Below are 11,757 nucleotides of genomic sequence, written 5' to 3'. Positions count from 1 at the left end.
GTATATTTGCAATCAGGTAGTTGATATTATCCTGCGGTTAACTTGCAGGTGTTCGTTGGTTCAAACCCGGTTTATCCAAGGTTGAATTATGCCTGTTGGGATGACGGTTAACCAGAAAAATGCCCAGACAGATCATTACTCCACCTGCACCGACGATCCAGCCGACATGCTCTTCCAGCAAGACAAAGCTCGACAACAGTCCAAACAGCGGTGCCAGAAAAAGAAAGGAACTGGTTTTGGCTGGATCTGTGTTTTGCAGCAAATAAAACCAAAGTGTGAACTGAATGATGGAACAGAAAATCGTCAGCCATACCAGGACAACGATAGACGTTGTATTCACGATAAAATGGGGCTGCTCTGTAAAAACGCTCAGTAAGAGCAGTACGGCGCCTCCAGCAAGCATTTGATAAGCGGTAAGCACAAATGTATCATGAGCAGCTCCCCAGCGCTTAATAAGCAACGTGGATACAGCAAAGGATATAGCACCACCAAACCCAATCCCTGTCCCAGGATTCAAGCTGAGATGCATTCCAAAGGTCAACGCCACTCCGACAAATCCGAGAATTACACCGGTCCATTGGCTAAAACGATAGGACACACCGTATAATGCAGCACTCAGGATGATGACAAGCAAGGGATTTGTGAACGTGATAATGGCGGACTCTCCCGAACTGATCCAGTTCATGCTGTAGTAGGCACAGCCCATCACGCCCGCCGACTGGAACAGACCGATTACGCCGATTTGCATCCATTGTTTCCACCCCACAGGCATGGGTCGTTTTCTGATGATCCAGGCGAGTAATGCTCCTGCCAATATATAGCGAAGTCCCATTAACAAAAAGGGAGGAGCATACATCATACCGATTTTGCCTACAGGAAACGAGGTTCCCATGATGAGAGTGGTTACGATGATCAGGAACGTATATTTTAGAGGCTTCATCATCCTTAACACTCCTTAAGTGAACTCAGCGAAAGTAAGTTGCTGTGTTCTGATATACCCCGATTGTAGCTCGGAGTTGTTATACTGTATAATGATTGTTAATGGATTGGGTATCATTTTAAATGATGTCTGTCTAAAAAAGGTGATCGTTGGGAGGCTCATTCAATGGAGAGCGGCGATTTAAGGATATTTCAATGTGTGGCACAAGAAGGAAATCTGACCCGAGCTGCGGAGCGCCTCGGTTACGTGCAGTCCAATGTCACAGCAAGGATACGACATCTGGAATCTGAAGTAGGGACACTGCTGTTTATTCGTCATAATCGGGGAATGACGTTATCTCCAGCAGGTGAGATGCTGCTGACATATGCAGATAAAATTATCGGCCTGCTTGATGAGGCTGGAAAAGCGCTCAGCTCTACAAGTGTGCCAGCTGGCCCGCTGCGCATCGGCTCCACGCAGACTGCTGCAGCGGTTCGGTTGCCTGAGCTTTTTGCAAAATATTATAAACTGCATCCGGCGGTCTCCTTATCATTGACTACGGGGAACTCCCAAGTGCTTATGGATCAGGTTATTGGGTATGAATTGGAAGGGGCTTTTATCGGTTGTTCCTGTGATCACCCCGATATTGCGTCTACTCCCGTATTTGATGAAGAATTATATGTGGTCTCCTCCGGTATGGGACCGGAAGACGAAGAGCTCACCAGTAAACCGATTCTGGTCTACAGTATGGGTTGTTCATATCGTCAGGTTTTGGAGGAATGGTTATCGGTTAGTGGCGTAACCCGTCCGATCATTATGGAATTTGGAACCCTTGAAGCGATTATTAGCGGGGTTACCTCCGGCATGGGAATTTCAGTGTTACCTGAGATCGTCATTCGGCACCAGATCGAAAGTGGATCACTGCGAAAGCACACTCTCCCCGCAGGCATGAATCGGATGATGACTCATTTTATTACGCGCAAGGATGCCTTTGTCAGCAGTGCGCTTGGCGCTTTTATGGGTATGCTGCCGCGGGAGTATGATATGATAGAGAATAGAGATTAATCAGGATTTTGATAAGGGTCAAGTAAAGGAAATCCGTTAAGGAAGTGATGAGCAATGGATTTATTTTCGTTTCAGCAGGATTCAGAACCTCAAGCAAGACTGCTCGCTGACCGCATGCGGCCAGAGCGGCTTGATGAATATATTGGGCAAGAGCACATTATTGGACCGGGTAAACTGCTTCGGCGCGCTATTGAAGCCGATCAGATCTCGTCCATTTTGCTTTACGGTCCTCCGGGATGTGGCAAGACGACCCTCGCACATATTATTTCCCAGCATACGCAGGGACAGTTCGTTCGTCTGAATGCGGTGGATGCCTCGGTTAAAGATGTACGTGAAGTCATTGAGCAGGCACAGACGAACAAGCAGTTGTACGGATCAAAAACCATTTTGTTCCTGGATGAGGTACACCGCTTTAATAGTTCACGTCAGGATGCATTGCTGCCTGCAGTAGAGAAGGGCACGATCATTTTTATCGGCGCTACGACAGAGAATCCCTTTCATTATGTGAATGGGGCCTTGATGAGCCGTTCTACGCTGTTTCAGCTGGAGTCTTTGAACAAAGAGCATTCCCTGATTGCGATGCGCCGGGCACTGGCAGATGCGGATAAAGGTTTGGGATTCATGGATCTGCAGGCTGACGACGAGGCATTGGAGCATATTGCGACGATGGCGAATGGCGATATTCGGCGTGCGCTAAACGCGTTGGAACTGGCTGCCCTGACTACACCGCCAGAGAAGGACGGCTCCATTCACATCACGCTCGATGTAGCGGAAGAATCTATACGTCGTCCGATTGTGAAGGCAGATGAATCGACACAATATGATGTATTGTCAGCATTTCATAAAAGCATTCGGGGTTCCAGTGATGCGGCTCTGTTCTGGTTTTTGTATGCAGTAGAAAAGTTGGGTATGGACCCGATGACGTTTATACGTCGTCTGATTGCAGCGAGCAGTGAAGATATTGGACTTGCGAATCCGCAAGCGATGACCCAGGCCATCGGGGCGCTGGATGCTTATCGCAATAATGGCTGGCCTGAAGCCAAGCTGAACATTGCCCAAGCGATCCTGTTTGCTGTTGAAAGTCCGAAGTCCAATGCGGTGTACACTGCGATCTCAAAAGCGATGAATGCCATTGATGAGGTGAAATCTGCTGAGGTCCCTCTTCATCTGCGGGATACCCATTATTCGGGTGCAGTGAAGCTTGGACATGAGGGCTATCAATACCCGCACAATTATCCGGGCCATTACGTGAAGCAGGAATACTTACCGAAGCAGCTTTCGCGTCGTGTATTTTATGAAGCAACGGAACAAGGCAATGAATCCAAGATTCGTCTAAACCAGCAGCGGCGCAGAGAGCTTTAAGATCGATGAACCGGGAGAGGCTTGAACGATGAAAGAAATTTTCTATATTGGAATCGGTGGGATCTTGGGTACGTTGTGCTGATCCGAACGTAGGTAATATTACATGTAGTGCAATCGAATCGGCAGAGCGTTTGGGTCTCCCAGAAGCCCGTATATCACTCTCTGTCTCTTGGTGTAACTCCTAAGTCAAACACGGCCTATACAGCTTTGGACAGGGCTTGGGGAGACGTCCGCAAAGGGACCAAAATCCAGGGGAAAAGAGAAGGTAAATAATCTAGTAAAGGTTCAAACGATCTTGGGAAAGGGTTAAACGCTGAATAGTAAAAAAAGGTGCCTTGCTGTAGCTACACCCAGTTTATCTACATTATCCATAACTTTCTCCATTTCACTTGATGAGAGATGTGCACCGAACAGGCGTTTAACATCCATTGGCTTACCGCTACTATCATAATTAGTCACAATCTTTTCTGGATGGGCTACTTGTCCTATTAGGCCAGTTGACTCCCAAACTCCTTGAGAGTCAGTTGAACCATAACCCTTTTATCAAAACGCATTTTTTTTATATTTTAGCAAATGAAGTATGTTAATTTATCGATGTTGTGAAGGAATATTCTTAACGGAGTTTAGTTTAATAAAAAGTTCCATTTTAAAAGGAATCGCGGTTGGCGATTCCTAAGATTATTATTTATTTGCTGCGTTTAGGGTACTAAGTGAATTGTTAAGTGCTGTTTTGCACTTGTTTACATCAGGATTCGATGAACGACCTGCTGCTAATACAACATCAATTGTTCCATCAATTTTCGTCCATGTAGTGCCATCAATTTTTCGAAGCTTAGGTTCTTGTGTATCCCATTGATGTTCTAATTCATCTGCCCCTTTTTTTGCTGTAGCAAAGTCGTTTTTATTTACAGCGTTTAGCATATCATTTTCAATTTTAACAAAATCGTTTAATTCACCTCCTAACGTAGCTTGCTCAGCAGCACCTTGTGATGCAATATAATTACTGAGCCAGTTATAACCGCCTATACCAACAACTAAGAAAATTACGAGTACACCAATCGTTTGTGTTAGCACATGTTTCTTATTTGCATTACTTTGATTTGTTTCCGCTTTATCACTTTTAGCATTTGTATCCATTTTTGAAACGGAAAGGAAAACGATGATCGCTAAAATAGCGATAAGAAAAATGACACTCGTAACGGTTGTCCCGAGTCCTAATCCGCCATTTACTTTTGGTTGAGATAGGTAATCTCCAAGTGACGCTCCAAGAGGACGAGTTAAAATATATGCAATCCAGAAAGCTAATACCCCGTCAAGTTTCAAAAATTTATAAGCTAAGAACACAAGAGCAATAATAATAACAACGCCTATTCCTGTGTTAAGATAACCAAAACCAAGTTGTTCTGAATATAAATCGCCGACTGCAGTTCCAAGTGCAAAGGTGAAAAGGATCGTAAGCCAGTAGAAAACTTCTCTTTTTTTAGTAAAAATCGAGTGGATCGATAGTGTTTTTTCACTAAGATACCAAAATAGAAAAGTGAGTCCTAGTAGCACCGAGAAAACAGCTGTATTAACCTCAAGTGGTACGCTCATATTATCTGTCAAATTATCCGTTACCAGTGTTCCAAATACACTTATAAGAACAACTGTTACCCAGTAAATGGCTGGAACATACTTGTTTGCTTTAAGTTGAAAAAACAATGCAATAAAAAACGCAACTCCCATAATAATGGTAGTAAGAGTTAAACCAAGCCCAATGTTGAAATTGATGAAGTCAGCAAATGTTTCACCAACAGTGGTACATAAAATTTTGATGATCCAAAAGAAAATCGTCACTTGTGGCACTTTGTTAAGTAAAATTATCATTTTATTTTGGTTTTCTTGCATATATAATTTCCTTTCTTTAAAGTGGTTTCCCACAACTTTATTATATTTCATTTACTAATAAGGAAGTCTGCGTTGTTTCTCCCACACTGGTTGCCATAGCCCCGATCAAAAGCACCGTCATCAGCAGCGTCGTTACGGTCAGGCCAAGATTGAGGTTTTGGTTCAGCAGGTCCGCTGCCGTCTCCCCAACGGTCGTTGCCAAGATTTTAATGATCCCAAAAAAGATGGTGACTTGCGAGACTTTGTTTAACTTCCGTCTTCCCGGGCTCATGGGCGGCTGGATCAAGCCCTCCTGATTATGCGTCTACTGTTCCAATTTCCCATCCTCCTTTATCGTCATAGAAACCACCGCATCAGCTGCTCATACTGTCCATGTTGATTCGGTTTTGTCCATTAGTGTAACAGCTGAAAATGAGAATTTTCTGTGAAAGTGACCCATCTCAACCGAAGCTACGCAGTAAGCGTTGGATAAAATTACTGATCAAGCGTGAATTCGCCCTGTTGGCCGTGTTTATGAAGCATCCAAACCTTGTCCAAACGAGAGATATGCTGCTCGACTTGGTATGGGGCTACGATTCGCTGGTGGAAAGGAATGTGGTCGATGTGTACATCCGGTATTTACGGAATAAGCTGTATGTTCCCGGCAAGGATATTTCATGTCAGCAAAATTAAGGTCGAGTCTTAGCAAAGATCCTGGCCGGAACTGGCTTTAAAATAAATTGCCGCGCTAATTTGTTGTGTCCATAGGAGGGAACAAGCATGCTTACCCGTCTTCCTAATTCTTATGCGATGGCTCTTGAACTTTGACCTTGCCGATGGAGGATTTCTAGCTTGCTGCGCTCAATTATGCTAAGATGTGTGTAGCTTATGGTGGATTCTCCTTGTGTGAATATGGTGTAAGGAACCTTCATTCTACACGAATCCGGCCATGGGTCCTTTTTTATTTATTTTCAGTAGGTGTCGCACTTCATATTACAATCCGTCATTAATTTAAATCTAGGAGATATTAATTTTCACCAAATCCTATATATAAGACAGAGAATCCCTTTCATTATGTAAACGGGGCCTTGATGAGCCGTTCCACGCTGTTTCAGCTGGAGTCTATGAACAAAGAACATTCCCTGATTGCGATGCGCCGGGCACTGGCAGATGCGGATAAAGGTTTGGGATTCAGGGACCTGCAGGCTGACGACGAGGCATTAGAGCATATTGCGACGAGCAATGGCGATATTCGGCGTGCGCTGAACGCATTGGAACTTGCTGCACTAACTACACCGCCAGAGAAGGACGGTTCGATTCACATTACGCTTGATGTAGCTGAAGAGTCTATTCGTCGTCCGATTGTGAAGGCGGATGAATCGACACAATATGATGTATTATCGGCATTTCAAAAAAGCATTCGGGGTTCCAGTGATGCGGCACCGTTCTGGTTTTTGTATGCGGTAGAAAAGCTGGGCATGGACCCGATGACGTTTATACGTCGTCTGATTGCAGCGAGCAGTGAAGATATTGGACTTGCGAATCCGCAAGCGATGACCCAGGCCATCGGGGCGCTGGATGCTTATCGCAATAATGGTTGGCCTGAAGCCAAGCTGAACATAGCCCAAGCGATCCTGTTTGCTGTTGAAAGTCCGAAGTCCAATGCGGTGTACACTGCGATTTCAAAAGCGATGAATGCCATTGATGAGGTGAAATCTGCTGAGGTCCCTCTTCATCTGAGGGTTACTCATTATTCCGGTGCAGTAAAGCTTGGACATGAGGGCTATCAATACCCGCATAATTATCCGGGCCATTATGTGAAGCAGGAATATTTACCGAAGCAGCTTTCGCGTCGTGTATTTTATGAAGCAACGGAACAAGGCAATGAATCCAAGATTCGTCTAAACCAGCAGCGGCGCAGAGAGCTGTAAGATCGATGAACCGGGAGAGGCTTGAACGATGAAAGAAATTTTCTATATTGGAATCGGTGGCATTATAGGTACGTTTTGCCGATATGGGATTCAATTATGGGTGCCAGTAACAAATGAAGGCTTCCCTTGGGCAGTGCTGCTGATTAATGCCATCGGGAGTCTGTTTTTGGGTTGGTTCTTCACCATAGCTGTTCCAGGCAAAATAACGCCTCAACTTCGTCTAGCGATTGGGGCGGGGTTTACGGGCGCATTCACCACATTCTCCACGTTTACGTTGGATATTGTCCGTTTATCTGAGGAAGGAATGTGGGTGAAGGCTGTTGTATACCTCGTTGTGAGTTTACTTGCAGGGTTATTGCTGTGTGCATTGGGAATGAAGCTTGGACAGCGAATGTTGGGTAAACCAACGCAGGATGGTGTTGCACCATGATCATCTGGATTGGTCTTGCAGGGATGCTGGGAGCAGTGCTCCGCTATAGTTTGGGTAGATGGATATCCGGTTCGCTCGGAACGGCCTTCCCATGGGGGACATGGGTCATTAATATCAGTGGTTCATTGTTACTTGGATTGCTCTATGGCTGGCATCAGTCAGCCTCGATTTCGGACGGAATCTGGGTGATAGGGGGGACTGGATTTTGCGGAGCGTATACCACATTCTCTACATTTGGATATGAGACCCTCGGTCTGCTGGGGCAGGAACGTTACTCAAGAGCAGTTGTATACGTCATCAGTTCGGTACTGCTGGGGGTTGCGGCTTCTTTTGCAGGCGTGTGGTTGGCTGCATAAGTGAAAAAAATTATTTTTTTTGCAGGAAAAAGAAGGAAAAAAGCCATCCGTCATGGTATACATGAAAGATGGCTTTTGTTATAGGAATACAGGGTATTGTGCAAAATGCATATGGGATGGGTTCATTTCTATTATTGAATCTATTGCAGCGCTGGTACAGGCACTTTTTGAACCTGATCAATCGTTCCACCGCCGAGACACACATCTCCATCATAAAACACAACAGCTTGACCAGGCGTAATCGCTTTTTGCTGTTGGTCAAATTGTACATCCACGCTGCCATCATCCTGCCATGTCAGGGTTACACCCTGATCCGGCTGACGATAGCGGAATTTGGCGGTACAACGGAAGGGTACGTTTGGCATATGCGCTGAACCTGCGATCCAGTTTACACCCGTTGCAGTGAGACCAGTTGAGTACAGACTTGCATGTGCATCGCCTTGAACAACAAGCAGCTGATTTTTCTCCAAATCCTTGTCTGCCACGAACCAGGGCTCACCATTACCGGAACCGCCAATGCCGAGACCTTGACGCTGTCCAAGCGTATAGTACATCAGACCGTCATGACGGCCCTTCACTTCTCCGGTTGCAATATCAACCATGTCTCCGCCTTTGGCAGGAAGATAGTTGCTCAGGAACTCTTTGAAGTTGCGCTCGCCGATGAAGCAGACACCTGTGCTATCTTTTTTCTTCGCGGTGTACAGGCCAGCCGCTTCTGCAATCTTGCGCACTTCCGGTTTCGGAAGATGACCAATCGGGAACATGGCTTTGGACAGCTGGTTCTGATTCAGTGCATTGAGGAAGTACGTTTGATCTTTGTTACTGTCGACACCGCGCAGCAGTTTGAACGTTCCATCTTCTTCAATGAGGCGAGCATAGTGGCCTGTAGCCACATAATCAGCGCCGAGATCCAGTGCTTTGTTCAGGAATTCGCCGAATTTAATCTCGCGATTACACATGACATCCGGATTCGGAGTCCGACCCGACTTATATTCATCAAGGAAATAGGAAAATACTTTATCAAAGTACTCTTTCTCGAAGTTGACAGTGTAGTAAGGAATGCCGATCTGTTCGCAAACCCGGCGTACGTCCTCTGAATCCTCTTCAGCGGTACAGTGGCCGAACTCGTCCGTGTCATCCCAGTTTTTCATGAAAATGCCGATGACATCGTAACCCTGCTCCTTCAACAGCAGTGCGGTGACGGAAGAATCGACACCTCCGGACATGCCAACGACGACCCGTGTATTTTCAATTGTTTTGGACATCGTTATCACCATTTCTCTATATAAATGTGTTTCGTTTCTATTCTAGCATAACCGGACTCAAGTTACGATACACCCGGCCAATTTTGGATAGTGTCCACCACAGGCGTACATTTTCTGAATTTCGTCAATCTTTCTTTTCCATAAAGCAAGCAGATATGTTAACATTAGCTGAGGGTTATGATCGGAATACGGAGGATTAGAGGGACTAGGCCTGTATTTTTAATATCCCCCTGTGGCGGATCCTGGAATCCTGGAAAGACAGGCTTGGGCCACAGCCTGTAATTTATGTTTCACAACTTGTTTTTTCGAAAATTGAAAGAGGTGACTCCTTTGAAAATATCTACAAAGGGCCGTTATGGGCTCACAATCATGATGGAGCTGGCAGCCAGAACAGGCGAAGGCCCTACATCTTTGAAAAGTATTGCCGAGCGCAATCAGCTCTCGGAGCATTATCTGGAGCAATTGATCGCTCCCCTGCGTAATGCAGGATTGGTCAAAAGTATCCGTGGCGCCTACGGCGGTTATATTCTGGCAGGCGATCCGGCTACCGTAACGGCAGGGGATGTTATTCGTGTACTGGAAGGTCCAATCTCTCCAGTGGATTTCACGGAGGAAGATGATCCGGCGAAGCGCGACTTGTGGTTGCGCATCCGTGATAGCATTGCAGAAGTACTGGATTCAACAACGCTGAAGGATCTGATTACATTCCAAAATCAGGAACAAAAAGATAGCTACATGTTTTATATTTAATGCTGATTTGTATTATTGGCTGAAAAGCCTTATACAGCAAGGGTTTTCGAGGTTTATTTTAAATGGAGTTACCCACATTTTACCCACAATTTTTAATTATTGATGGCCCATTCAAAGTCATCAGCAATTTTGATTTGTCGATTCTTTGTGACGTGGAGATAAATTAGCTCTGTAACTTTGGAATTACTTTTGTGTCCGATCCGTGCCTGAATTTCTGGAAGACCAACACGGGGGTTAGACGCAAGAAGAGACACATGGGTATGACGTAAACTATGCGGCGTGAGATTTGTTGGCAGATTAGCTGGTTTGAGAACTCTCCTCATAAATTTACCGATCACAGTTACCTGAATTGGATATCCGGGAAAATAACAACTCCAGAAAACAAAGTTATCCTTAGGATTAAATTTCTTGGCAGATGCGCGTTCTTCGGTCTGCCATTCCTTTAATAATTCGAATGCTTTAGCTGCTGTATCCCCGAAACTCACCACACGTTCACTTTGTTCATTTTTCGGGGGGATAAACGAGTAATCCAGAATACTTGATCCGAAAATTTGCTTATTTATGTCTATAGTCCTGTTCTCCATATCAATATCTTCCCACTGAAGACCTGCCGCCTCACTGATCCGCAAACCTGTATAAGACAATATAACGAAGAGCGCCCATTGGTTTGTGGTGAGCATGAACCTTCCCATTTGAAGAAAAGCTTTAAGTTCGTCCTTCTCAAGAAATTTGGGGAGGACTTGTCTTTTTTCGCCAACTTTTCGAGCTGGTTTTCTCTCCTTAGGAATGACAGCATTTGCAGTCGGATCTACTTTAATTAGTTCCGTTCTTAACGCATGCTTAAACATTAGGGATGCAGCAGTGTGATGGGTTGTGATAGTGCTTCGACTCATACCCTTTCCTTTTAATTCATAGAGAAAATCCTGATACATACTCGAAGATACCTCATTGAGAGCAAAACCCCCAAACTCCTCTAAAACAACACTCAAACCGTACTCCCGGCTTCGAACGGTGTTTTTAGCTGGTTCTCTTTCTAAGATATAAGCCTTAATCCATGATTTGCTCCACGCACTGACTGTCAGGACCTCAGTATGGTTGAGTTTCTTCTTTATCTTCTTTGCTCCAATTAAGATTCCAAAATCAACAGCTTCTTGGATGGTTTCGAATCTAGGTGATTCCTTCTGTTTACTACTTTTCTTTTCAATCCCATCAACAATTATTGTAGTCGGCACACGATAACGATACGTGAATTTTCCATCTCGTTCTCTCACATTAGGCGGTAAAGGTTTGGTTATCTTGCTTTTCTTTTTCAAAGTAATTCTCCTTTCGTTTGGTTATTAAGGAACGTATGTTCCTTTTTTGGATATATTTAAACAGCCTTGCGACTGGGGATTGCAAAGTATACTTCAAATATGATGGAGCTGCTTAGGAATACCGCAGCGTAACAAATAAGATTCGTTGGATTCATCAATTTCAGGAGCGACCAAACAGGTGAGTAGTTTCACAGCAAAGGCATTGGCTTGTCGCTCAAATTTACCTGTATTGAAAAATGTGTGTTGATCTATCCAGAATCTACTGAGGCCAGGATGTAACCGATCATGAGCAAGCTCATGGGCACAAACTACTCTTTTCCATTCTTCTGATAAGTTAGAATCAATTACAATAAATCGCCTTCTCAGTTTTCTGTAGTAAAGTCCTCGTGTGCCTTCCTCGAAAGCGACGTATTTAACCCTTATATTTAAACCCTCTGCGATAACAAAGGGGTCGTTCGACTTAAATCTCTTCACAAGTTTATGAATAATCTCATCCAAAA

10 protein-coding genes and 5 pseudogenes are annotated in these 11,757 nt (G+C 44.6%); 8 read left to right on the top strand and 7 right to left on the bottom strand.

Annotation, left to right across the window (positions count from 1 at the left end; all coding sequences use genetic code 11):
* Positions 1 to 37: 37 nt before the first annotated feature.
* Positions 38 to 943, bottom strand: a complete 906-nt coding sequence (locus Q0V21_RS08360; protein ID WP_367620510.1) for a DMT family transporter — start codon at positions 941 to 943, stop codon at positions 38 to 40.
* Between the two features lie 162 nt (positions 944 to 1,105).
* Between Q0V21_RS08360 and Q0V21_RS08355 the strand changes: the two genes are divergently transcribed.
* The 3 genes and pseudogenes from Q0V21_RS08355 to Q0V21_RS08345 all read left to right on the top strand — a co-directional run.
* A complete protein-coding gene (locus Q0V21_RS08355; RefSeq protein WP_079350688.1) occupies positions 1,106 to 1,984 on the top strand; it encodes a LysR family transcriptional regulator in 879 nt (292 codons plus the stop codon).
* Between the two features lie 54 nt (positions 1,985 to 2,038).
* Positions 2,039 to 3,346 (top strand): replication-associated recombination protein A, encoded by a 1,308-nt coding sequence (locus tag Q0V21_RS08350; protein ID WP_079350687.1) that lies wholly within the window; start codon positions 2,039 to 2,041, stop codon positions 3,344 to 3,346.
* Between the two features lie 68 nt (positions 3,347 to 3,414).
* Positions 3,415 to 3,586 (top strand): annotated as a pseudogene (locus Q0V21_RS08345) (AAA family ATPase); the annotation flags it as partial.
* 885 nt (positions 3,587 to 4,471) lie between these two features.
* On the opposite strand, the pseudogene Q0V21_RS08340 reads toward Q0V21_RS08345, so the two are convergent.
* Together Q0V21_RS08340 and Q0V21_RS08335 are read right to left on the bottom strand one after the other, a co-directional pair.
* Positions 4,472 to 5,233: pseudogene (locus tag Q0V21_RS08340) on the bottom strand (COG4705 family protein); the annotation flags it as partial.
* 40 nt (positions 5,234 to 5,273) lie between these two features.
* A complete protein-coding gene (locus tag Q0V21_RS08335) occupies positions 5,274 to 5,504 on the bottom strand; it encodes a hypothetical protein (protein WP_079350686.1) in 231 nt (76 codons plus the stop codon).
* A 206-nt stretch (positions 5,505 to 5,710) separates the two neighbouring features.
* Here Q0V21_RS08335 and Q0V21_RS08330 point away from each other — a divergent pair.
* Positions 5,711 to 5,905 (top strand): annotated as a pseudogene (locus Q0V21_RS08330) (winged helix-turn-helix domain-containing protein); the annotation flags it as partial.
* Positions 5,906 to 6,018: 113 nt separating this feature from the next.
* Here Q0V21_RS08330 and Q0V21_RS32980 read toward each other — a convergent pair.
* Positions 6,019 to 6,102 (bottom strand): annotated as a pseudogene (locus Q0V21_RS32980) (helix-turn-helix domain-containing protein); the annotation flags it as partial.
* Positions 6,103 to 6,267: 165 nt separating this feature from the next.
* On the opposite strand from Q0V21_RS32980, the pseudogene Q0V21_RS08325 reads away from it, so the two are divergent.
* The 3 genes and pseudogenes from Q0V21_RS08325 to crcB (Q0V21_RS08315) form a co-directional block, all read left to right on the top strand.
* Positions 6,268 to 7,143: pseudogene (locus Q0V21_RS08325) on the top strand (AAA family ATPase); the annotation flags it as partial.
* A gap of 28 nt (positions 7,144 to 7,171) precedes the next feature.
* Complete coding sequence (gene crcB / locus Q0V21_RS08320; protein ID WP_301878360.1) at positions 7,172 to 7,573, top strand: fluoride efflux transporter CrcB; 402 nt, start codon at positions 7,172 to 7,174, stop codon at positions 7,571 to 7,573.
* Positions 7,570 to 7,929: a fluoride efflux transporter CrcB gene (crcB, locus tag Q0V21_RS08315; RefSeq protein WP_301878359.1), complete on the top strand. Its 360-nt coding sequence runs from the start codon at positions 7,570 to 7,572 to the stop codon at positions 7,927 to 7,929. Before crcB (Q0V21_RS08320) ends, crcB (Q0V21_RS08315) begins: the two co-directional genes overlap by 4 nt.
* A 140-nt stretch (positions 7,930 to 8,069) precedes the next feature.
* Here crcB (Q0V21_RS08315) and mnmA read toward each other — a convergent pair whose 3' ends face one another.
* The gene (mnmA, locus tag Q0V21_RS08310; protein ID WP_301878357.1) at positions 8,070 to 9,194 is read right to left on the bottom strand and encodes a tRNA 2-thiouridine(34) synthase MnmA; all 1,125 of its coding nucleotides are present in this window, start codon (positions 9,192 to 9,194) and stop codon (positions 8,070 to 8,072) included.
* Between the two features lie 330 nt (positions 9,195 to 9,524).
* Between mnmA and cymR the strand changes: the two genes are divergently transcribed.
* Positions 9,525 to 9,944, top strand: coding sequence for a cysteine metabolism transcriptional regulator CymR (gene cymR, locus Q0V21_RS08305; protein WP_024633066.1), 420 nt, complete (start codon positions 9,525 to 9,527; stop codon positions 9,942 to 9,944).
* 92 nt (positions 9,945 to 10,036) lie between these two features.
* Here the strand turns inward: cymR and Q0V21_RS08300 are convergent, their stop codons facing one another.
* Complete coding sequence (locus Q0V21_RS08300) at positions 10,037 to 11,257, bottom strand: tyrosine-type recombinase/integrase (protein ID WP_301878356.1); 1,221 nt, start codon at positions 11,255 to 11,257, stop codon at positions 10,037 to 10,039.
* A 93-nt stretch (positions 11,258 to 11,350) separates the two neighbouring features.
* Positions 11,351 to 11,755, bottom strand: coding sequence for an ImmA/IrrE family metallo-endopeptidase (locus tag Q0V21_RS08295; RefSeq protein WP_301878355.1), 405 nt, complete (start codon positions 11,753 to 11,755; stop codon positions 11,351 to 11,353).
* Between the last annotated feature and the right edge of the window lie 2 nt (positions 11,756 to 11,757).

The organism is Paenibacillus sp. 11B, from assembly GCF_030487755.1.
Taxonomy (GTDB): Bacteria; Bacillota; Bacilli; order Paenibacillales; family Paenibacillaceae; genus Paenibacillus; species Paenibacillus vandeheii.
Note: the sequence above shows the minus strand (reverse complement) of the source record. Positions and strands in the feature narration are given on the sequence as shown.

Bases quoted from the DNA above. Each gene is read 5' to 3' on its own strand.
- crcB (WP_301878360.1), top strand. From the start codon at position 7,172: ATGAAAGAAATTTTCTATATTGGAATCGGTGGCATTATAGGTACGTTT.
- Q0V21_RS08350 (WP_079350687.1), top strand. From the start codon at position 2,039: ATGGATTTATTTTCGTTTCAGCAGGATTCAGAACCTCAAGCAAGACTG.
- crcB (WP_301878359.1), top strand. From the start codon at position 7,570: ATGATCATCTGGATTGGTCTTGCAGGGATGCTGGGAGCAGTGCTCCGC.
- Q0V21_RS08355 (WP_079350688.1), top strand. From the start codon at position 1,106: ATGGAGAGCGGCGATTTAAGGATATTTCAATGTGTGGCACAAGAAGGA.
- Q0V21_RS08335 (WP_079350686.1), bottom strand. From the start codon at position 5,504: ATGAGCCCGGGAAGACGGAAGTTAAACAAAGTCTCGCAAGTCACCATC.
- mnmA (WP_301878357.1), bottom strand. From the start codon at position 9,194: ATGTCCAAAACAATTGAAAATACACGGGTCGTCGTTGGCATGTCCGGA.
- Q0V21_RS08360 (WP_367620510.1), bottom strand. From the start codon at position 943: ATGATGAAGCCTCTAAAATATACGTTCCTGATCATCGTAACCACTCTC.